We start from the raw sequence: 23,094 nt of genomic DNA, 5'->3' as shown, positions 1-23,094 counted from the left end.
GGCTTACTCCCTTCTATATGGCTGGTCATATGGCGTTATCTGCAAATCATAGTCCGAAGAAATCCCGAATTCATCCTGCTTACGCTTCATCTCCCGCAGCAAGGATAGCTGAGACTTCTCAAGCGCTTCTCTTAGTGGATCTCCCGTAACGACCGTATCATTCCATGCAAAATCCATCTCCCGAGCCAAGAAATAATAACCGGGAACATACGGCATATTTTTCACCCATCTAGCTTGCTCATTCAGCATGCTTAAGTCATCTTCGGCCCAGAGCAGATTTTGCAGCGCGTCCGTATTGGCCGTATTCCAGCGATACGCAATACCCGCGAATGACTCGATATCGGTCCCATATCGGCTTTGGACTTCAACAGAAGTCCACCATTCTAGAAACTTCCACGCATCTTCTTTTTTATCACTTTTCTTCATGATGAGTGCCGATGTCGTTAATTGCGGCGCCCAGCGAGCGACAGTCTCATCCTGCTGCTTAACCCCAGGAAGCGGCAGCATCGCCCAATGTCCAGTCAACTCAGGAGCGGCTGTCATTAATTGAACATACATATTAAGATCACCGACTCCGACCGGCATATCCCCAGCACGGAAATGATTGAAAAAGACTGGCACATCCTTCGGTAAATTATATTTGCTAAACCACTCTGTCCATTGTTTAAAAGCGGCCAAACCTTCCAGACTCGTTAGCTGAGGCTCTAAGCCGTCTGATGTAAAAAACTCAGTGCCATGCTGATAAAAAGGCATAATAAAATCCGGTTTAGAGGTGATGACATTGTCCTGATGTATGGTTAGCTTCGGATACATAAAGTTCATGCCGTTCTCCTGCAGGGTAGGCAGGATGGCAATAACATCCTCCCATGTATCCGGCGGCTCGATCTCCAGACGCTCTAATATATCCGTGCGATAAAACAGCATGTTGTACATTTGAGTTTCTGGCAAGCCGTATATTTTGCCATCATATTTGTACGAGCGCATCACACCTGGATTAAACCGTTTCAACACGTCTTCAAAGCCTTGATAATGCGATAAATCCTCCGCCGCTCCGCGCATTGCAAATTCAACAGGCGTCTCCATACCTACACCAAGCGCCAAATCCGGTTGATCGCCAGCCGCATTGCCCATCATGAGTACGTTCTGGTTTGGAATAAGGTTAACGTTCACTCTAATTCCTGTCTTCGGTGTAAACTCCTGCTCGATCATAATTTGAAGCAAATCCACATAATCCCGTCCGCGCATTACCCAAATGGTTAGGGCGTCATCGTCATTTACTTCATTCGTGTCATACTTTTGGACAAATGTCCGCATAAAATTTACAGTACTATACTTCATTTTATCCCATGAATTCGGCACCTTTAATCCCGAATCGGCATTCGGTGTACGCACAACTATATAATCGAGCTGCAGCGCCCCGCTTTCAATCGGCTTAATCCAATTATTGATGTTTGCTTTAATATTTGAAAAAGCGTTAATATCATTAGGAATGTTATCCACGTCCTCCAGAAGCTCCTCGACCCGGCTTGCCGCTGCACTTAACGCGGTCGATGGATCTGTAACCCCTTGGTTTAAACCGAGTAAATAATTTCGAACACGGCTCAAATATTGCTGCAGCGACTGCAGCTTCGCTTTCATCTCCGGATCGTACCTCGTGATTTCCCAAACCCGTGCTGTATCCAGATTCTGATCGGTACCATAACCGTAATTACCGGAAATAAGACGAATATCCTGTTCGATCGTTGACAGCCGCGTGTTGATTTCGCCCAGCGCGGCAATTACCGGACGGACAGGCGAGCTATCCACTATCATAGACAAGCGATGCGTGCCTTCCGTTAAATAAAACAGATATTGCTTTCCGTTGGGATCGACAAGCGGCTTAATTTCCAAAGTATTATTCGACTTGAAACGGTAATGGAGCATTTCTTGGAAAGGCACCTTCCCATCAATAATTATTGTCCGGTATACATTTGCATTCCCGTTATAGCCTTGAAAATACTTCATATCAATTGCGTAATAATCAGATCTCGGAACAGATATTTCCCATTCCAGCTGCTCTCCGGCATTTTTCCAATAATCACCGCCGATCGCGTTATACACCAGTCTTCCTTTTGGATCGGGAGAGATGAACGGCTCCGCGACGCTTAACGCACGAATGCTAATCGCGGATTTCCTTTTGTATTGCTCTGCTTCATAGAGCTGAAACCAATTATTCGATATATTACTAGAAGGATGCTCGCTTAAATATTCGGCATAGGAGGGTACTTTTTCCGGAGAAACGAATGTAAGCGAATTCAAGGATAGCGATTCTTTTACACCCACCATTCGAATCGTATGTTTTCCTTTCGTTAACAACCAGCGCAGCGGTTCTGAAGAGACCGAATAATCCGCCGCTCTTATGGCATTCCAATCAATCAGTTCGACCGGAATCGGGCGAATTTCGTTGCCAATCGAATTACTAGCGTAAGGAAACTTTCCATCCTTCCAATAACGGGGCAGCTTAATATTTTCCGCTTCAATAAATGGATATACGCCGTCGATCTGAATACCTCGATTAATTGGCGAGAAGCTTTCTCTAAGCGGTGAATAGTCGATGACTAAATCATACAATCCGTCCTCTGGAACTTTGACATTCCATTCGATCCAGCCTTTGGCATTATTCCAATCGATTACATTCGCATTCTTCGACTTATCCTGACGGCGCGAGAGATCTGCCTCTGATGAAGCAGCTGTATAATCAGCCGCCAAAATCGTCAGACTCACATTATCCGGAAGCTTCTGCCCCGTGTACGAATCACCGCTTGTCAGCTGCATATAGGACCGTGGTCCGTGAACAACTTCATAATCCGACAATTGAATATCATTTGCCGCAGGTACGGGATAGTTCTCCGGCTTCCCCTGCAACGAACGCCATGCTGCAAATAATAGAATACAAACACCAATAAATCCAAACATGACGATCCATCTGTTCACGGTCCGGCTCATCATGCATACTCCCCCTGCGCCGCCAACGATATTCCGCTTTCTTGATCAAAGAAATGAGCTTTGTCCATTCGAAGTACTATGCGTATCGAATCTCCTGATTGAATCGGAGTATGTGCCTCAGTGCGAAGCACCATCGAGTCCTTCCCCAACATAGTATAGAGAAACGTATTCGAGCCCATTGGTTCTCGCATATCAACGATTGCGGAGACTGTCCAGTCCGCAAACTTCTCAAGCGCCCACTCTTCACATAATACGTATTCCGGCCTGATACCCATTACCACTTGTCGTAAATTTGTGTCTGCCGTCCTTAGATGAGGGTAGAAGCTTTGCGGAATTTTCATTTTCAATCGTCTCGACTCGAAGAAAAACTCGTCATCCTGGGACACAATTGCTCCTTTAATGAAGTTCATCTGCGGCGACCCGATAAAACCAGCTACAAACAGATTTTTGGGATAGTCATATAAGGTCTGAGGAGGAGCAACCTGCTGAATTTTCCCATCCTTCATAACGACAATACGCGTCCCCATCGTCATCGCTTCCGTCTGATCGTGCGTGACGTATACCATCGTCGTTCTGAGCTGACTATGCAGCTTGCTGATTTCCATCCTTGTTTGTGTCCGCAGCTTGGCATCCAGATTAGATAGCGGTTCATCCATCAGGAAAACTTGGGGCTCACGGACAAGTGCGCGTCCTAAAGCAACGCGCTGCTTTTGGCCACCGGATAATTGGCTGGGCTTCTTCGTTAGAAAATGTGAAATTTCCAGCATCTTGGCTGCCCGATTCACACGTAAGTCGATATCGCTTTTCGCGACTTTATGAAGCTGCAAGCCTAACGCCATGTTCTCGTATACAGATAAATTCGGATAAAGGGCATAATTTTGAAATACCATCGCAATATCACGGTTTTTGGGAGACACATAGTTCGTAAATTTTCCATCTATATAAATATCACCCTTAGAGACCTCCTCCAGGCCGGCGAGCATTCTTAAAGTTGTAGACTTGCCGCATCCGGAAGGTCCAACCATAACAAGAAACTCCCCGTCAGCTATATCTAGATGAAAATCGTTAACCGATGGCTCAGCTTCCCCCTTGTAATATTTGTATACATGGTTAAAAGATACGTTTCCCATTCACGATCACCTCCGATATTCAATTTCGTGAATCTTTTTCAAGTATATAAATTATAATAGCAAAACCTACCAATTTCGTAAATACAAAATTATGACAATGTACAGTTAATGATGCGAACAAATGAGACATTTTATTTTTGATAGATTTGTCCATTTAATACAACCTGAAATAAAATCACGTTCATGAATAAAATTCCTTGACATGAAAAAATGTCATGTTAAAATCAAAGCAAGAGCGTCTTCCAGTATTTTCTTGGCTGGCGTAAGCGTTATCATATAAAGGGGGGAGACTGCAGGCTACTTCTAGAAGCGGCAGCAGTGTCAGTTTTAAAGTTAATTAAATGGAGGCGATTATTATGAAAGCAAGATGGAAGCATTTCCGCAATCGTAATACCCTGATAGGATTGACTTTGCTCCTTTTCCTTCTTCCCGTATTATCCGCTTGCTCAGGCAACAACAATCCAAGCCCCTCCCCGGCAGCAACACAAGCACCGACTAAAGCGGCTGAACAAACGCCGGCACCAACCCCAACGCCAGATACGCCGAAAGATCCAGTAACGTTATCATTATGGACATGGAATGTCGGCACCTATCAAGCCGTAATTGACAAGTTCCAAGAAACGTATCCCTGGATCACCATAGAACCCAATTCCAAGATCGACGGTTATATTATCAAAAACGTCATCGCGGGAGAAAAAGCCGACCTCATTTTTGTTGATAATGGTCTATCCGAGTGGATGTCAGGCGATTTATTAGTCGATTTAAAGCCTTATATCGAGAAGGATCAAAGAATCCAAAATGCGAAAACGGTTGATAATTTGCTTGAATCGTTCGAAACTGGCGGTAAACAATATGCTGTACCCTATTCAGATATTCCAATGTGGATCGTTGTGAACAAAGAACTTATGAATAAATACGGTATGACGATGCCAAGCAACGACTGGACGTATGAGGATCTCCTCGAAATGGCCAAAAAAGCTACCAATACAGCCAATAATGATTGGGGCGGGTACGGCTTACAGCAGCTAGGCGACATTATAACTATGGCCAATGGAAGCTCCGAGAATTGGCGGTATATGAATAGCGATTCTACACAAAGCGTCGCGCATACACCCGCTGTGCTCGAAGACTTGAAATGGGTCCAGGAGCTCACAACGAAGTGGCATATCCAACCAAATGCCGAAGAAGCAAAATCTCTAGGAATGCCAGGAGATCCAGCGGAAGCATTTTTGAATGGTAACGTCTTGTTTTTTGTCGGTGCTGACTGGTATCTGGAAGGCTTGAATAAAGCGACTTTCGAATGGGATGTTCTACCAATGCCAAAGGGCAAGGTTAAGCAAGCTACCGTCCATCAGGCGGGATCAATAGCAATACCTACAGCTTCGAAGCATATTGAAGAAGCGTTCCTATTCATAAGCTTCTTATTCGATGTTGAAGCACAGAAGAAGTTTATCGAGACCGGATCCAACGCGTTTGTCAAAGATCCTGTTTTAGACAATTATTACAATGAAGTGGCTATGTGGAAAGGGAAAAATGTAGACGCCATTAAGATGAATGCCGATATGTGCTGCTTCTCAAGCGATCCCCGTACAGTTGATCTTGGTAATTTAGTCGGTACGGTTAATGGGCCTATTTCCAATATGCTCCTGAACGGCGGCAATTTAAGCGATCTGATACCTGCTATAGAAGCTTATAATTTGAAAGCCACAGAAACTCGTAAAGCTTTAGGCTGGTAATCTTTCAAGTGATAAGTGTGAGGCTGCCCCAATTAAACTTGTCAGCCTCACCATATTCAAGTGAAGACTAGCAAATGGCGGGGAGGAACATGACAATTGAATATAAATAAACAAAATTATGGAACAGAGGAGATCCCCTTTTCCCCAGCTACACGATCGGATTCCCTTCTGTTTGTATCCGGACAAGGAGGGAACAATCCGTTAACTGGAGAAATCAAGGCTGACGACCTAGAAAATCAAACGATTAATACGGTGAAAAATATTGAGCTCATCCTCATCGATCATGGATTAACATTAGAGGATATTGTTAAAGTCAATGTATTTTTGACCGATCGTAATCATTATGAGTTCTTCAATCAAATCTACTCACGTATATTTCTACGTCCTCATCCCGCGCGCACACTTGTTTATTGCGAATTAAATTTTGATTTGCTTGTAGAAATCGATGTAATTGCTAGATTTAGAACGAATTAATAAATATGATACCCCCCCACCTCGATCATTCATGCTTGCGTTATATGACCGCCGAAACTTATCATCGAGTCGGCGGTCATTCGCACGTCAAGAAGGGAGATACCATTGGTTCCCTCTTATAAATGAAATCCCCCATCTACGGCATATAGCGCGCCAGTAACATAAGAAGAAGCATCTGACAGCAAGAATGCTGCTACCTCGTTCACCTCGTCTGCCCTTCCACTTCGGCCGATCCAAGTGTTGCGGCGAACAGCCTCTTTCTCTGATACCGATTGCAGGGCTAGCGCCTCTTCCGAGCTGAAATCGCCTGGAACAAGCACGTTAGCCCGAATGCCGAAACGCCCATAATCTTGCGCTATTACGCGCGTGAAGTGATTAACTCCAGCTTTGGCCGTTCCATAGGGCAGACATTCCGGTGAAGGGATTTGTCCTAGAATAGACGAGGTGTTAACGATAGATCCGCCACCCGATCGGATCATTAAAGGCAGCGCATACTTGCTCACTAGAAACGTACTCGTCAGCGTTCCTCGGAGCGTGTCCTCCCATTCCTGCAGCGATAGCTCAAGAGCCGGCTTCCAGACATTGGTATATACGTTATGGTAGGTGCCGTCAAGTCTGCCGAAGCTGCGTTCAACCTCGGTGAAGAGCGAGATTACCTGGTCTTCAGCACATACGTCTGCCTGGTGGAAAATCAATCGCTGTTCACTGTACTTATCACGAAGCCGCTCAATGTCCGGAAACATCGTAAGCGGGTTCCGATCACAGCAGAACAAAGCAGCACCTCTCTCCAGAAACATTGGGATAGCTGATCGTCCTAAGAAACCCAGACTGCCTGTAATTAGCACAACTTTATCGCGCAGCATTGTCAACATACACACCGCCTTGTTTATTGTAATTCCAGATCGTTTTATCATCATATACCTATCCCTCAGGCTCGCCGTCACCCTTCTCAGGTATTAATTGCTCGTTTCACGGCAACTACTCCGAGTAACAGCGAATTTCATAAATCGCAGCGGATGGATCACCATTCGTGGACAGGACATTCATACGAATCTGACTCGTGCTGACAGTCTTCTCCAGAACGATCGCATGCTTGCGCTGGTAATTGCCTCGCATTGCACCGATCTCCACCCATTGACCTTCGATATGAGCTTCTGCGACAATATCCTTCGGACATTGCGGATCTCGGTATAATCCCGGATATTGCCGATAATCACGCAGCAGCTGGCCGGGAAACGTCAGCTCGATGCGGCCAAGCTGAATGGGTTGTTCCCATGTAAGTTCCAGCCATTGCGGCAGCGGTAAAGCAGGGTCAGAACGCCATAAATTTGGACTCCGATAAGGACGCGTCACACCGCTCACCACATTGTTGGCTCCATAGCATGCCTGAGGCGGCTCGATTTGAAAGCTCATCATTGCCCCCTGACCGTGCCTACGCATCTGTCCGTTCCCAAGCTCGTAGGCGCTGACATGACCAGGTTCGATGAATTCTGCTGCATGCCAACGGACGTGAGAATTGGCGAGCAGATCAAGCCGTACATATCGACCTTTCAGTGAAGTTACGTCGATACCGATCAGCCATTGTACCCAGTTTACCTGCCCAGGTTGAACTGATAGAAGGGTTGTCGCAAGCGGCTGTCCCGCCTCAACCCGGTAGTCCCATAGATGCTCTACCGCATACAACCGAGCTTCGATCATTTGAACCATATCTGAATCATTGCCTAGACATATTGCTAACTGGTCAATTCGATCCGCGCCGACAGCAATCCACTGCCCGCGCCTGTTGTTTAATACATCGGCTTGCGAACGGTCACCATCCGATTGATGAGGTGCCGGACCGCAGCCCGTCAGCACCGCTTCGCTGCTAACCTTAACAGCAGCCTTTCGTGCCCAATCATTCGAATCCTCTGCTGTAACACCAGGCAGAAAGCAGCCGTCTCGAAGCAATGCCTGTTGTACTTCATGAATGCAATGCTCCGGCACATCTCGAACTGAAATCCCTGAACGGACCGCGACAGCGGCCGCTGTCCCGGCCGCTTGACCCATCACTGCTGTCGTTCCCATTACGCGAACCGTCCCAAGCGCGGCATGTGTGACGCTGACATTGCGACCAGCCATCATTAAATTGTTCATATTTTTGGCAATCAGAATACGCAAAGGAATTCCATAGGGAGCGACATAGCTTTTGGCCATATAATTACCGCCCGTCTGCGACTCAACGGCTGCCTTCTCGCTAAATTCCGCAAGCAATCCTCCTGGCTCATGAAGATCGATAAACCACCCTCCATACGCGACTTCATCTGGAAACACCGTATTACGAAGCGGATCATGCTCGGTCATGAGGTATTCCCCCATAATGCGCCGGCTTTCCCGCTTGCCCGGTACCTGCCCGATCCAGTCAAGCGCATACGTCCGCGCCTCGTCCTTAAGCCGCGGATCCCGGTTTTTTATCCAATCCCAAATGCCAAGAACATGCCTTGTCAGCTCGTGGCGCAGCGTTTCATTATCGTAAATCGTATGCCATGGCACAGACAATTCAATCCACCAGAACCCACTTCGCGGATCGCCTGGCCATCTTCCATGCTTATAGAAAAAATCTGGATTATCATAATGCACCGCCCAGTCTGGCGCGGTGAACGGCACCGGATAACCCACATCCTTCGCTTTGAAATGAATCGAATTGCCCATGACAGCATCACTTGCCTGCTCCGGAGCGTGCGGCTCGCCGAATTCGCTGTGGCTCTCCGTCCCGATTCGCCACTCACAGCCTGCAAGTGCTGCCACAATTCCGTCACCGGTACAATCGATGAACGTGCTCGCTCGAAGCGTCAGCTCTGTTTCAGCATGATTGACGCGTACAATAATAGCATCAACCGTCTGTTCATCACGCATCCGAACATCTGTAATCGTTGAATTGAGGTGAAACTTCAAACCTGGCGTGGTCACCGCCATATCGTACATCACCATATCCCATACACTGTTAATATAGCCATTGTCAAAGGTCGGGTTCTCATGGTTTTTCGCCCGTTCCTCAATTAACAGTTCGGATATGATGCCCGTCTCCCTAGCATAAGCATGAAAGCTGGCTGCTCCCTGAGGAGGCACTCGAATTTCCGATGAGCTATTTCCGCCGAATACCGGACGATCCTGGACGAGACAAACACTAACCCCTTGTCTTGCTGCAGCAACTGCGGCGCAAAAACCCGCCAGCCCGCCGCCGCATACGACTACATCGTAGTTTTCCTCTATAGTGCGATAACCTCTCATCGGAAGCAACCTCCACATTTCAATTTCCATAATGATCGAATGCCTTCACCATTCGACCAGTGTCATTGCCTAATACGAAATTCGTATCTTCCGGGAACATATCCGAATAGCCTCTATGCGGGTGTATTTGTTTATCAGCATTGAAAGCTCCCGAATTGAACTCCTTGATAACGTACCACACACCCGTATTGCTCCTCACCGGATGCAATGCAAAGCCAGTCATCCTTAGATGAATATGCTAAGCTGGATATAAAATGAATGTCAGCCCACTCCGTATCGAGCTCGCTTAGTTCTTGATTGTCTTTGATGACCCTCGGCCTCCCCAAATCGATAAAGCCGCCACCCCGCGAAAAATGGAACATATGTCCCGCATCCCTGCTGCCCCCGTAAATGCCTACGATCTCTTCCTCGTTCAGCTTAATGAACTGCCGCAGCTCTCCGCTGGAATATAGTCTGCCGTATGACGTCGTTGCGCGTTGATCCGGCGATAAAGTAAATAACAGCCCATCCAGAGTTCCAGCTACAACCATTCCTCCTGCCAATACAGCTCCTCCAGTAAGGGTCGCCTTGAAAGCTCGCCCTCTAATGGATGGAGTTCGGACGCCCAGCTTAGTCAGACTCTCCTCGGCTATTGAATAAATCAACATTTCATCATCCCGACCTGACAACAAGAGGCGATTGTCATCCAGTTTAATAATATGTGATTGAGCCGTCTCGATTTGGATGTTTGCCAGCGTCCGTACATTGGAGCGGCTTAAATCGCAAACATAGACTCCTCCGGAAGCGTCGCTTGCCAACATGCGGTCCTCGTCTATCTTGCAATGAAGCTTAATAAGCTCGACTTCGTTCTGCACGGTTACCAGCTCTCTGCAACTGCCTAATACCAGATCAATAGTAAGGATGAAGCCATTCGAAGTCAGTACCGCAACCGTTCGGTCATCGTTGTCGATACATGCGATTGAAGCACCTTTGTCGTATACGAGCCGAATTTGTCGCGGCTCATGACCGGTATAGTCCGATTCGGTGACGTAAATGCCATTCTTCCCGCTAATCGTGAAAACAGTTCCATCGATTATACGAACATGTCTCACTGAAGTATCTTTCCAATCCATATACTGATGCAGCGGCAGCGTTAGGGTCGAAGCCGCCACGATATGCATGTACGCAGCGCTGCCGACTCCGTTATAACTAGGCTCCGAGTAGGGATGAAGCTCAGCCTTCGGCGCATCTATCCCAGGGGGCTGCAGCTGCTTGACATCAACTGCCAATATATAAGGGGAATGCTCCCCGCACACGTCGACCATATGAAGCAGACCATTATGATCGAAAATCATTTCACAAATATATTGGGAGTCCTTCCCGCGCGGGCTGATGAGTCCAAGATTTTCAGGCTTTCCACCGTTCAGAATGTCCCACCTGACAAGCCTGATAGGGTAATACTCATCAAACGTTTTCAAGCCATAATAAATAACGAAGTTCTCGTCAGCCGCTAATCCTCCGATACCATATGGGTTCTTCGGGACACTTCCAGGCAGATGAATATGACCGTGCCGTGTCACTTCAAGCGTGTCTGGATGCAGCTCGATCATTTCACCATCCACATTGTCGACCATTAGCAGCGTGCTTCGAGGCGTATGAAGAGCGAATATAAATTGTCTTCGGAACTTCGTTCCATTCGGAGATGTGAAATGAACCTTCAGATCCTCAATCTCGTCCCGCTCAACATTATATCTCCAGATCCCCCCGGTGTAGGAGCTTCCATAGAAGCGGCCCTTGTCATCCTTCACCAGCCTGCAGGAGGAGAATTCGGATACCTTCCCATAATCCTTAACCTCGTTTGTTTCCAAATCAATCCTGTAGAAATGTCCTCTCATATATCCAAGAAAATAATAATAGCGTGGATCATTGCCGAGCATGCCGCCATAAATACTCTCCCTTGGTACCGGGATACCCTTGACTTGTACCTGGTTCGTATCGGGATCGACGATCATGAGTATGGAGCCCGGATATCCTTCCCAAGGGTGTTCATAATGCTGCTCATACATCCATTGCTTATGACCGGGGGCCGGTGCTGTATTGTGAGTCGCCATAATTAGCCTGCCATCAGGTAAAAAATCGATGCTCGTATGGATTTTACTAGGAGGCATCTGCTGGTAATCGACGATCCATATTTTCGCTACGTCGAACATCAGTCTCAGCTCCCCCGTTTCCGGGTAATATTCATAGAGCAGCGCTGTTAACGGCTTTTCATTCTCACCGCATACGCTTACATAAAATCGGCCATCAGGTGAACGAGTGAAGTCCCAGACTGCGTTATGACCATTGCTGTTGGGCAGCTGTACAAATCTTGTATGCTGTTCAGGAATGTTTGCATGCAAATTGTGTTTCAAAATGGCCCCCCCTAATTGTTCATGGATATGGTTGGTACGTAATATTGAGCTCTGGTGTATCCAGCTTTCTTCCATAATAAAGTGAATCCATTGCATAACAGATCATTCCGGTCGTTAGCAGCGTCCGTTCCACCGGAAACGGCGGCTCTCGCTTAATGATGAATGCTTCAATCATCCTCGTTAAACGTTCAAAATGTTTGAAGGGGCGATCTATATCACTGTCACATACAGCAGCGGCCACTTGGTCATTCCCATAGCGGAATGCGTAGCCCCACAGCTCTGTCAGCCGTTTGAACTGAATAATATAGCCCTTCGTACCATCCATGTATTCGATTATAAATAGAGCAGGATTCGGTTCACTTTCTCTAGGATGAATCTGCGGCAAGTCAGGATACGCGCGCAAAGCGTGAAGCAGCAGCTGCTCCGGCCATTCCCCCCGATCCATACTTTCCCAAGTCTCACCATCGGCACCCTCGATCAGTTGTACCGATCGGACCCCCGTTTCGCCTCCAGCTCTGCGTTCGGTAAGCGACTGCAGCACTTCCAATGCATGAAATCCATAGGACTCCAGTCCGCCGTTGCTAATAACCAAGGTTTCGGTAACGGATTGCAGATGCTCAGGGTTGAACGTTGGCATAGGATCGGTGTGGGGGATAGATGAGCCTCCCATAAACGGAATGCCCCGAGTCTTCATCTGGTTATACATCCACAACGCATCATCGTAGTCATATGCGAGATGCTTATCAGAGAAGATAGGAACGGTCAGCTCAAGCTCGTCAAGGGCCGAGATAGTTTCCTCCAGGAAGCGTCGCCGCGGGTACAGATTTTGCCCCTTCACATTTACCGGATAATCCCCATGCTCTCCGATAATAATGACACCATCGACTGGTCCTCCGGATTGGGCAGCCCGAATTGCTTCGCCGATCGTTCCATAGATCGTTATGTCATGACGCGCAGCGACCTCTCTGCTCATATCATCCTTCGGTACCTGATCCGTGTAAAGGGAGATGAGCTCAACCTCCGGCACATAGTGAAAATCACCCAGCAGCCTGCCCAATATGACCTCGGCATGTGAATTGTACCGGTATTCCGTAACGATTGCCGCCACTCTCTTCGCAACGCCTCTTTTCACATCAAAGCCTCCTCACATACCATTTTATTACAGGTTTATACCAAAATTTTATATCTGCAGCCTTGCTGCGTCAACCACATTTTCACAATTGTATAACTTTTTTATTGACGTGATTAATGTAGCAGGTATGATATAAGAAATGTCGCAAAGCTGACAGAAAAATTGCCAGTTTTGCGACATTAGCTCAAATTAAATGGTTATATCAGTTATTGCCATTTCCTTTCGGAACGGTTACCTTGGCGCTCGCCGTTGAAGTATGGCCCGCGTTATCCGTTATCGTATACGTCACCGTATAAATACGACCGCTGCCTCCCCCTGACCTTTCAGCCCGTAGACTGAAAGATGTGTCAGCCGTTCCGAACTCTGCGTTCTGAATATCGTCAGTCGTATTGTCGTCCTCATTGCTCGTAATTGAGGTTAGCTCGAATGAGGCGATTCCTGAAATGCTGTCGCTGTGGGTAAGCGTAGCTTGGATTGGAATTAATTTATGATTCGGCGGTGACAATACCGTCTTGTTCAAGGCAACCGCTGCCACTGGGGCAGTCTTATCAATTTTAATCGTAAGCGACTTTATATTCTCGGCATTCTCGTAGTTATCAATACCGCGATATTCCAGTAAATGAACGCCCTCATCAGCAATCGTCAACGTACCGCTATAAACGTTCCAGTTCCCATTATCGATGCGGTACTCCGTTCTTTTCACACCACTCACATCATCTGTTGTTTCCAGAGTGACCGCGACGTCGGATATATACCATCCATTGCTGCCATTTGGCGATGCCGGTTCGAGTACAGCCGTCGTCTCAGGGCCAGCCGTAATCATTAGATCAATTGTTGAGGTCGCGGACTCACCGGATGGGTCGGTGACGATTACCGTAAATTGATCGGAGCCCGAATAGTTTTCATTTGGCGTATACGTCCAATGACCGTCCGGCTCCACTGCAGCCGAGCCATTAACAGGAGCAGAACCAAGCGAATAGGCTAAAACATCTCCGTCGGCATCAGAACCCACAACAACACCGTTGACTGTTGTATTCTTCAATGTTACGTATGTTGAATTGGTCACCGTTGGCGGCTCATTTTCACTGAACAGCAAGTTTTTCAAATAAGATATCCGATCACCTTCCGCATCAAATCGCAGCTCGAACCAGCTTTCTATATGCTGATAGAGCTCATCAAGTTGAACTCCGCTCAAGCTGTCCAGATTCGGAATTGAGCTGCCGTTTGCTTGACCCTCTGTGATCAGAGGCTGAATATGACTATTGAAGAAGCTCGCGTCATCTGCATCGCCATTCAGCCATGTCGCGCTTAACTGTGAGGATGTTTCATTAAACTTCTGCCAGGCTTTAGTTATCATTTTTTTCTGAATGGCCATGCGCTGCTCTGCCGTCGGCGCCTGGAATTGAAGTACGTTGAACCTGCCCGGCTGATGAACGTTCCCTCCCCAAGTTGGGGAGTTTGACGGCGACCAGCGGATCATGCTGAATTCCCAGTTCTCGCCGTTCAGCGGCACATAATCATAAACGGCTTCCCATGGAAGGAACAATACAGTTCCCCATCCAGTCGGAATCTCTTCGTTAATCACCGTAACATTGCCTTGAAAAGGACGATTGTCACGATATTCCGTCTGCCATTCATAATACTCATGAGGAGTGCCATCCATATGAATAATCATCTGATGGTAAGGGAAATCTCCTTGCCCGGTCTGCATGAACAACTCGATCTGGCTGCTCTTCAATGCGCCGTTCTGATCTCTCTCCGACTCATTCGATTGGAAGAAGATGTTCAACCCTTCCTCGTTGTAAACCATATAGAAGCCTGTATCGCGTGGACCGCCCGGCGCAATCGGCGTTTGCACCCAATATTGGACAAATCGGTTCTCCTTGTACACGGGATTGTCAAAATAATCGCTGTTGTACCAATCCATAGGCGTCGATAAATCCTCCGACGAATAAGTGACCCCATACACCTTCTTAGTCTCGCCTGTAGCTGCCATCACTTGCGGCAGGCTCACCAACAGCATGATCGCGAGCAGCAGCATCAAACTTCGCTTCGTTTTTCTGATCATGGTTATCCCCTCCTATTCCGCATTTTCCAGATCAAGCATGAGCATGATGTGATAGATCATCTCGAGTCGGATCAAATCAGCGGACATCGAGCGCTCATCACTAGCTTCCAGCCAAGTCAATGCTTTGTTCGCGGCAGCGACGCGACCCGTATTACCCGAAGACAATGCTGCCTGTGCGACCTGCCGCAGCTTGGTTGCATAGCGGATATCGTCGATACCTTCGCGGAACCCTTCCCATGCGAGCGTATCAATGACGTCTGTTTTTGTAGGATAGACAAAGTTTAAAGCGCGGAATGTGCCATCTATTTCATCGTTCCAAGTATTTTGAAAATTTTCGTAATAAATATAGTTATAAGTAGCATCGTAATTCGCTTTGTACAGCCACATGCCGTGACGCTGACGCATCAAATCAGGGTTTTCCGGCCCTGTATGCGGATACGCGTAACTGGTGATGAGCTTATCTTCACCCAGCGCATGCCATGCATCCGCTTTTTCGCGTGTCATCTCCCCGGCCCAGTTCATGAAATCTTCCGGCACTTCCAAATTCAAGTGATCCGCTTTCCCTGACGCAAACACTTTCACTCCAAGTTCCTCTTTAGCATACTTCCACATTTCTTGCTGCCATTGCAGCAAGCTCCAGCCCGCTTCATCCCAACCGTCAAAATATAAATTCGTGTGACCAACAATTCCCGTCACAGCAGCGTATACATTGTTAAGGTATAATTTATGATTCTCGATTCCATTCCGCCAATTGTTGAAATGTTTTTCCATCGTGAGTCGTTTTGCTTCGGTTGGATCTGCATCGTAAGCTGCTTTCGCAGTGACATAGCTGTTATAATCATTAAAAAATTGATATGGCGCGAACGCCGGCGCAGAGCCAAAGAGCGGATCCAAATCGAGGCCGGCTTGCTCCATCAGTTGTAACTGAGTAATAAAGTGTTGCGGAGCATCGGTTCTATAGATCGGACCAGGAATATTTACTGCGCCATGCTCGGCCATATTCCGATATTCATTCAACAGCTTTGTATTGACAAGTTCCGCATTCCCGCCACTATCGCCCATATACTCCCACACACGACTCTCGTGGTATAACATGACATAGAAGTCTCGGTCCACGTCATGGTACGTCTTCGGATCAGGCAGCTCGAACGGCAGTACGCGTATCTTCAGCGTAATTTGTCCTGCAGGTGCTCCATCAGCCGTTATATCGATCATTCCGGTATAAATTCCCTCAGGCGTTCCGGCAGGCACCTTCGTCGTAATCCACATCTGCTTCGACTCGCCCTGCTTCAGCTCAATAGGAAGCAATACTGTGCTGTCCTCGACTGGCTCTTTCAAATGATCGAACTTTTTAGCCGGCTTCGTGAAAATATCCATATATTGCGAGCCTGCCGGATAGTCGACTCGCAAGAAATTTTTCTTCTGCGCGTGATCCACTTTCACTAAGTTTTCATCATGCAGCAGCAGCTCGGGCACCAGTACGTCCTTGGAGGCGTCAAAGAAATAACTTTGCCATGCCGTCCCGCCTTGGTACCATGTTTTTACGACATGCATGTCAATGGAACTGGCTGGAATGCTTCCTTCTGCTCCTTGCAGATCAGATGTCGCGAACGTAACTGAACCTACGTCGCTAAGCGGAGCAAATATGAACGAAGCTGCTTCATATTCGTCTTGCGCCGAGATAACCGCAATCTGATCGCTGATCGCCCCATCCGACGGGAGCGTATTCGGCAGCCGCTTCTCCGGACTAAGCGCCGCTGCTTCATACACGATAAATGGCGCATCAGCCCATATTTCAGCAGCACTTCCCGCAGTGGCATCCTTCCCCAGCTTTAGTGCGTACTTCAAAGCCTTCTTGGTCTTCAGTCCCAATTCATGTGAAATTTCTGAAGATCCCATTACGGCGGTCGCATTATCCCGTACATCTTCTAGAAACTGCTTCAGCTGCGGTCGGCTCGTCGTTACGATTAAAGCATTGAGTTCACTCACTTGCCCAAACAGTTCGGATTCCGACCAGGTTTCATCAGAAGCGTGAACCGCAGTCGGTGCCATTCCAGGTGAGGTTATCATAAGCATCATGCAGACTGTAACGACAGCAATCATTAGGCTTTTTCGCATATCAAATTCCCTCCCATTAAAATGAAATCTACACAGGTTCTAATAACCAGATTGACCTACATTAATAGATGTGAACTTGTCCCCTCTCCACTCGGAGCCCATTATGTAAACGCATACAAAAATTAGTGCTGAGGGCGCCTTTCTAACAATGAGTAAAATATCGGCCTTCGACCTTCGACATCACTCCTTATTTTCCGGCTGCCTAGCCTGTAAACACTCCTTTTGCGGTATAGCGTGCAAGCGTTAATCTATATTTCACTCCATTGCGGCAATTATTTTGAACGATCATCCCAAAAGATTGCCGCAAAACAGGAAATACCCCTATTACTTTTTTATAAATACAACATTTTGTTTTTGAAGTTCCTGATGCAAAGCTTCAATAGATATATGTTGTGGCGTAACCCCTTTATCCACCGCTAGAGAAGCCGCAACCCCCGCCGCCTGTCCCAGTGCGTAACAAGTCGCCTGTACGCGCATCGATGACATGGCCACATGGGTAGCTGAGATTGCTCGACCTGCTACGAGCAGTCCTTCTATTTTTCGAGGAATCAGGCAGCGGAACGGAATATCATACCCGGCGACTCCTCTCTCATCGGTTCCCGATTTCCCGTCTGGACTGTGAATATCGATCTCATAATTCGTCTGGGCTACGACGTCTTCAAACCTACGGCCATTCAAAAGATCATCTTCCGTAAGCGTATAATGCCCTGAGATTTGATTGGTTTCCCTAACCCCAACCTGGCCAGGGACGTGAGAAAGCGTATAATTTTCGAATCCGCTTCGCTGTAAGTAGTCCGCTACTGAGAATACTTGGCGCAGTGATTCTTTCTCCGCATAGTTAATATCTTTAATCTTAGCGCCATTCCCCTTTACCCGGGTCATATTCACAAGCAGCGTGCCCGCTTCGCCTCTTTCCCAATATAGTCGTCTCCCTTGCGGCAGCTCAGAGATATGTTCATACTGATAACATCCTTTTGGCAATTGACGCTTTACGGGCTGCCCCGTGTTCTGCATCATAAACATCAGCGTCATCGGCTGAGTCAGCTGGTCGTCTATCCTCCCGGTCGTATATTCAGCCCCTGCATCAATCGCAACTCGGCCGTCTCCCGTACAGTCTATAAAAACATTTGCCTCCAGAGCGATCAAACCCTCTCTCGAGTTTGCGATAACAGCCTTCAATCGTCCCTGCTCCATAACAGCTCCGGCAAAACTCACGTGATATAGAACCTCAACGCCTTCCTTCTCCAACTTGTCGTTTAAATAATGACGTAAGTGGAACGGATTATATTGCGGTCCTATCGAGCCCTCGTGGGTTTCTGGAAGGATCTGCTCCGGCAGCATTTCAGAAATAAACTCCCGATAAATGCCTGTCACATTGCCAATCCCCATAAACACACTGACATTCCCTAACGTTCCCATTCCGCCCAGTTGCCCGGAATGCTCGATTAGGATGACCTTTTTACCGCATCGCGCCGCCGCAATAGCTGCCGCAACGCCTGCAGGTCCCCCTCCGATGACCAAAACATCCGCCGTGTCGAATACCGATACGCTCCGCTGAAATTGATAATCGGCCATGAGGTACTCCTCCTCTAATAGGTATCCTACAAAAATGCCGACGGCGAGTTTAGTCTGAATAGCCGGCAGCTTGCTGACAAGGTAATAACTTCCTTTTCTCATATTATAAATCATTTTTTATATATGTAAATCTATTTTTACAAAAATGCCATAAATCATCTTTCTAACCAATTACACCATAAAATAGTTTCACAAATAAAAACAACCCATCCTACTAAAACACGGGATGGGTTAACGAACCGGAAAGTGATGTTAGTTATTTCGTGACAACAACCTGCTGGCCCTCTTCAAGGCCACTGACAATCTCGACCTCTGTCGGCGTTACGATTCCCCGCTGTACATCTACTTCGCGGTGGATATCTTTGTCAACGATCAGCACATAATCTCTACCCTGATAATTACGAAGCGCTCCACGAGGAATAATTAGCGTGTTCTCCTTCCGAATAAGCTCCAGTCTAAATTCGATATTATCTCCTATATTTATACGGGTCAAAAATTCGTTTTCAAAATCGAATAGCAATGTTTTTTCAAGTATAGCAGCACGAAGCGGATTCGAATTGCTCGGATTAGATGAAGGAGAAGCAGCTACATTAGCCTTTATAGAGGAGCCTTGATGCATGAGCTCTACCGGCATCCCTAGCTTTATATTGATCAAGAAAGGAGAAAGGTCACCGATATAACGAAGCTGAAGCTTTTCGGTATGAGCGATGCCTACGACAGTCCGATAGGCCGTTATTGAATCGCCCGCTTTAATGTCGTCCACGAATGTTACAACTCCATCACTAGACGATACTAACGATTGCTTTTTTTGAAGCCCCTGCAGCTGTTTCAGTCTCATTTTCTCGATTTTTAAATTGATATGATGGAGCCTAATATCATCAATACTGTCTTCATCTAGCCCAGCACCGAGCGATTTATCCAACGCTCTCTGCATATTCTCGACAACCAGCTGCTGCTGCATAAGCTGCAGGTCGGAAATGCTTGATACAAGCTGGAACAGCATATCACCCTTTTTCACGATATCTCCTGGCTGAACGAACGCTTCATCCAGTTTTCCGTCGATTTCAAAGGACTGATAGTCGGTTGAGGACGGAACGACTACGCCGACTCCATTGATTTCAATGGTCAGTGTCCCACGCCTTACTTCCAGCACATCCACTTTGACGCCGACTGGGTCAATGAGCTCCGGTACCGCCTGTTCCCTACTCTGAACGAGAGAACATCCTGTAAGGAGCAGCACGACGAGTATGGTGTAAGCAGCCGCAAATAATCGCTTATATCCGATCCCGTTAATCAAGTTAATCCTCCCCCAGCTTAACGGCCTGATGAATTTTGATCCGTGAAAGTCGCCAGCCTAGTATGAACAGTCCCACTAGAATCATAAAAGTCACAATGACATACAATCTCACCGTATCGCTGGGATCAAACATAACCTGAAACGGCGGTACTTGCGTGGATGGATTAAAGGAGATTTGAAACAGCTTTACGAACCAAGCGCTTGTAACATTGCCAACCATTCCGCCAATCAGTATTGCGACACCTGATGTCAGCAGCTGTTCAGCTGTCAGCATGCCAAGCAGCTGAGCAAAAGACATTCCGATCGCCCGTAATATTCCAAATTGCAGTATTCTTCCCGACAATGAAAGTATCCAGTAGAGCAAAAAACCGAAAAAGCTAATTATAACTGATATAAGAAAGCCGAGTGTCATGACGCCGTTTACCGCCAATTGAAACGGATCGTTATCAGCCGTCTGCAGTTCTTCACGCGTATCCTTTATGAACGCCAAATTTATTTTACGAGCTGCAATATCATCATAGAATGGCTGTCGATCCGCATCCTCCCGCAATTTGATCCATACCTCATAAGGCTCTACAGCCATCGCCATTTGGATATACTCGAGATGCCCTACAACTAAAGACGGTGTTTCCGTGTTAGACTGTCCGCCTTGATTACCAGCCAAATTCGGATTGAAGGTCGGCCAGTAATCGATAACGCCATATACAGTAAACGACCTGGGCTCCACGCCGATCCATCCAATTGTAATTGTATCTCCTTGGCGAACGCCCTTGTCCGCGATGGAACGTGAAATTAGAACCGCTTTCGGATCCAAGGCAATTAGATTCAAATATTCATTCATATGGTGGTTCAGCAAGCCGTCACGAATCCACGCTGTACGACCGAAATCGGCGGTATGAATTCCCATAAGTTTAGTTGTACTGCGTTCATTGCCAACTACTACATTCGCGTCGTCCTTGACGAACACCTTCGTTGCTTTCGCAACACTTGGAAGCTCGTTATACACTTGAAAAGGAGGCTCGACGTATTGGATTCGTGGCGGCCCGCCCTCAGCAGCTGCCGTCCCCGCTCCTCCAGCCTGATTCGAGAGAGGAACGCCGTTGGAAGGCAATGAGGCATTGCTAGGCCAATGCGTCTTCAATACGATGTCTGCCCCGTTCTTATATCTAATTTTTTGTTCCGTGTTATCGTTTATTGTCCGAGCGGCGCTTGCGCTGTATAATCCTGTGGCGATCGTAATAATCAGAAACATCATAACTAATTGATACTGCGTACCGGATCTACCAACCTGGATCAGGGTGGAGTATAAAAAGGGCGGCCATATTTTCTTGCCTGCCCAGAACACGAAGCGGATAAATAGCGGATATAACCGCAGCACAAGTAATCCGAGACCAAGAATGAACAGGGCAGGGACTAGAAAAAGCAGCGGGTCGACGGAAACCTCGGAAGCTTCGGCACCCAACTGGAGCAAGTCACTACGCTGCCTATTGAACACTTGAAGCCCATAAACAGCTATTGCAATCAGAGCAGCATCAATAAAGAATCGATGCCAGAACGATCCCTTGATTCGGCGGCTCAGCTGCTGTTTCAGGTTTACAATTGATACTTGAGTTGCTCTATAAGCCGGAATAAGCGTCATGATGATGGAACCGGCGACTGCATACAAAGCATACAAGTACGATTGTTTGCTTACTTTTACCGGAAGCGCCGAACGTTCCACAAATTCAAGAAAACCATTCGATGCGCCAAGTATTTTCGTGAGCAGCATTCCGACCGCAGGACCTGCGGCAAATGCAATACCGCCAAGCAGCAGCCCTTCGAAAACATATCCAACCATTACCTGCAGACGGCTGGCGCCGCGGCTGCGCAATACCGAAATCTCTGCTTTCTGCCGATCTATAATGAGGTTGGACACCATGTATAGATAAAAAGCCAACACAATTATTAGCGGCGCGTACAAAGACCATACTATTTTTTGTAATTCAGCTTCCCTTTGAAAATAAGTTTCTACCGTTTTTACAGCAGGCGTATCGACGGTGTAAGTACTAAATCGATTCATTAGATGCTTATTCATACTTTCACTAGTCTGAATATATTCACGCGCGTTGGTCAGATCCATACTCGAATAATCAAGCACAAACAGCCAACTGGCGCTTGCCGTCGGCAGTATTTCGCTGGATGAAAAATGTGCTTGAAACAGCTCGTAGTCAATAAAAAACGTTTTTCTGTAATCAGTAAGATTGTTATACCAGTAGGGATCGGCATAATCCAACTTATCAATAACACCTACCGGCTTGACTTTGACTTTTGTCTTTGCCTCCTCGTTTTCAACTACAAATACATGACCAAGAACCATGTTTAATTCTTTAAGAGATTCCTGTACCACTAACGCTTCATATATGCCATTCACGGGTTCGTTTGCCGGGAGCCGCCCGTCGATCAAGCGGATATGATCGTAAAGATCGGATCTTGCCGCAAGCTCAGCTAAACGTTTCGTACCCGACTCGATTTGAGTGATGTCAGCAGGAGCGAATGAATACATGTCCGTTGCAGCTTCCATCACCAGATGGTTCACCGGAAGCCCGAAACCCGTACTGACCTCCTTGCTCATAAATTCGTTCATGCTCTTCAAAACCTGCGGTCGTTCCTCGGGCTGATAATCACCGGAATCCCAAAAGGAAGTGGCTCCCATAAAAACCTTGGAGTAGACGATTCCTGGATATCGTCCGGTAGAATTCTGAAAATTTTCTAAGTCCTTTATCAGCAGACGCTGCAAAATCGCTTCTGTATAAATCGGAATACTGCTTATAAGCGCAACAGATAAGATGAGTCCTCCAAGCAGACTGAGCTCCAACCATTTGTTTTTCATCATCTTACGTAAAATCATGAAGAGAAGAGCCATAGACACTTCCTCCTTCCCGA

At 47.1% G+C, this 23,094-nt stretch carries 13 protein-coding genes; 2 read left to right on the top strand and 11 right to left on the bottom strand.

What is annotated here, in order from left to right:
* Positions 1 to 3: 3 nt before the first annotated feature.
* Entirely contained in the window at positions 4 to 2,988 is a 2,985-nt protein-coding gene (locus AC0YN7_RS01335) for an extracellular solute-binding protein (protein ID WP_475808143.1), read from the bottom strand.
* Entirely contained in the window at positions 2,985 to 4,115 is a 1,131-nt protein-coding gene (locus AC0YN7_RS01330; RefSeq protein ID WP_475808142.1) for an ABC transporter ATP-binding protein, read from the bottom strand. Before AC0YN7_RS01330 ends, AC0YN7_RS01335 begins: the two co-directional genes overlap by 4 nt.
* A 356-nt stretch (positions 4,116 to 4,471) precedes the next feature.
* On the opposite strand from AC0YN7_RS01330, the gene AC0YN7_RS01325 reads away from it, so the two are divergent.
* A complete protein-coding gene (locus AC0YN7_RS01325) occupies positions 4,472 to 5,851 on the top strand; it encodes an extracellular solute-binding protein (protein WP_475808141.1) in 1,380 nt (459 codons plus the stop codon).
* A 96-nt stretch (positions 5,852 to 5,947) separates the two neighbouring features.
* A complete protein-coding gene (locus tag AC0YN7_RS01320; RefSeq protein ID WP_475808140.1) occupies positions 5,948 to 6,325 on the top strand; it encodes a RidA family protein in 378 nt (125 codons plus the stop codon).
* A 116-nt stretch (positions 6,326 to 6,441) separates the two neighbouring features.
* Here AC0YN7_RS01320 and AC0YN7_RS01315 read toward each other — a convergent pair whose 3' ends face one another.
* From AC0YN7_RS01315 to AC0YN7_RS01275, 9 genes are all read right to left on the bottom strand, one after another.
* Positions 6,442 to 7,242 (bottom strand): SDR family NAD(P)-dependent oxidoreductase, encoded by an 801-nt coding sequence (locus AC0YN7_RS01315; protein WP_475808139.1) that lies wholly within the window; start codon positions 7,240 to 7,242, stop codon positions 6,442 to 6,444.
* Between the two features lie 61 nt (positions 7,243 to 7,303).
* Positions 7,304 to 9,592, bottom strand: a complete 2,289-nt coding sequence (locus tag AC0YN7_RS01310) for an FAD-dependent oxidoreductase (RefSeq protein WP_475808138.1) — start codon at positions 9,590 to 9,592, stop codon at positions 7,304 to 7,306.
* Positions 9,593 to 9,726: 134 nt separating this feature from the next.
* Positions 9,727 to 11,982, bottom strand: a complete 2,256-nt coding sequence (locus tag AC0YN7_RS01305) for a hypothetical protein (protein WP_475808137.1) — start codon at positions 11,980 to 11,982, stop codon at positions 9,727 to 9,729.
* Between the two features lie 19 nt (positions 11,983 to 12,001).
* A complete protein-coding gene (locus tag AC0YN7_RS01300) occupies positions 12,002 to 13,114 on the bottom strand; it encodes a hypothetical protein (RefSeq protein WP_475808136.1) in 1,113 nt (370 codons plus the stop codon).
* Between the two features lie 202 nt (positions 13,115 to 13,316).
* A complete protein-coding gene (locus tag AC0YN7_RS01295) occupies positions 13,317 to 15,182 on the bottom strand; it encodes a cadherin-like domain-containing protein (RefSeq protein WP_475808135.1) in 1,866 nt (621 codons plus the stop codon).
* Positions 15,183 to 15,194: 12 nt separating this feature from the next.
* On the bottom strand, positions 15,195 to 17,300 hold the full coding sequence (locus AC0YN7_RS01290; RefSeq protein ID WP_475808134.1) for a hypothetical protein: 2,106 nt from the start codon (positions 17,298 to 17,300) through the stop codon (positions 15,195 to 15,197).
* A 324-nt stretch (positions 17,301 to 17,624) separates the two neighbouring features.
* Entirely contained in the window at positions 17,625 to 18,875 is a 1,251-nt protein-coding gene (locus tag AC0YN7_RS01285) for an FAD-dependent oxidoreductase (protein WP_475808133.1), read from the bottom strand.
* A 256-nt stretch (positions 18,876 to 19,131) separates the two neighbouring features.
* Positions 19,132 to 20,172: an efflux RND transporter periplasmic adaptor subunit gene (locus tag AC0YN7_RS01280; RefSeq protein ID WP_475808132.1), complete on the bottom strand. Its 1,041-nt coding sequence runs from the start codon at positions 20,170 to 20,172 to the stop codon at positions 19,132 to 19,134.
* A gap of 1 nt (position 20,173) precedes the next feature.
* Complete coding sequence (locus tag AC0YN7_RS01275; RefSeq protein WP_475808131.1) at positions 20,174 to 23,074, bottom strand: ABC transporter permease; 2,901 nt, start codon at positions 23,072 to 23,074, stop codon at positions 20,174 to 20,176.
* Between the last annotated feature and the right edge of the window lie 20 nt (positions 23,075 to 23,094).

The sequence above is a fragment of the Paenibacillus sp. J31R122 genome (assembly GCF_056269185.1).
Note: the sequence above shows the minus strand (reverse complement) of the source record. Positions and strands in the feature narration are given on the sequence as shown.

Coding starts and splice junctions, on each gene's coding strand:
- AC0YN7_RS01335 (WP_475808143.1), bottom strand. CDS start 2,988: ATGATGAGCCGGACCGTGAACAGATGGATCGTCATGTTTGGATTTATT.
- AC0YN7_RS01330 (WP_475808142.1), bottom strand. CDS start 4,115: ATGGGAAACGTATCTTTTAACCATGTATACAAATATTACAAGGGGGAA.
- AC0YN7_RS01325 (WP_475808141.1), top strand. CDS start 4,472: ATGAAAGCAAGATGGAAGCATTTCCGCAATCGTAATACCCTGATAGGA.
- AC0YN7_RS01315 (WP_475808139.1), bottom strand. CDS start 7,242: ATGATGATAAAACGATCTGGAATTACAATAAACAAGGCGGTGTGTATG.
- AC0YN7_RS01310 (WP_475808138.1), bottom strand. CDS start 9,592: ATGAGAGGTTATCGCACTATAGAGGAAAACTACGATGTAGTCGTATGC.
- AC0YN7_RS01295 (WP_475808135.1), bottom strand. CDS start 15,182: ATGATCAGAAAAACGAAGCGAAGTTTGATGCTGCTGCTCGCGATCATG.
- AC0YN7_RS01290 (WP_475808134.1), bottom strand. CDS start 17,300: ATGCGAAAAAGCCTAATGATTGCTGTCGTTACAGTCTGCATGATGCTT.
- AC0YN7_RS01285 (WP_475808133.1), bottom strand. CDS start 18,875: ATGGCCGATTATCAATTTCAGCGGAGCGTATCGGTATTCGACACGGCG.
- AC0YN7_RS01275 (WP_475808131.1), bottom strand. CDS start 23,074: ATGGCTCTTCTCTTCATGATTTTACGTAAGATGATGAAAAACAAATGG.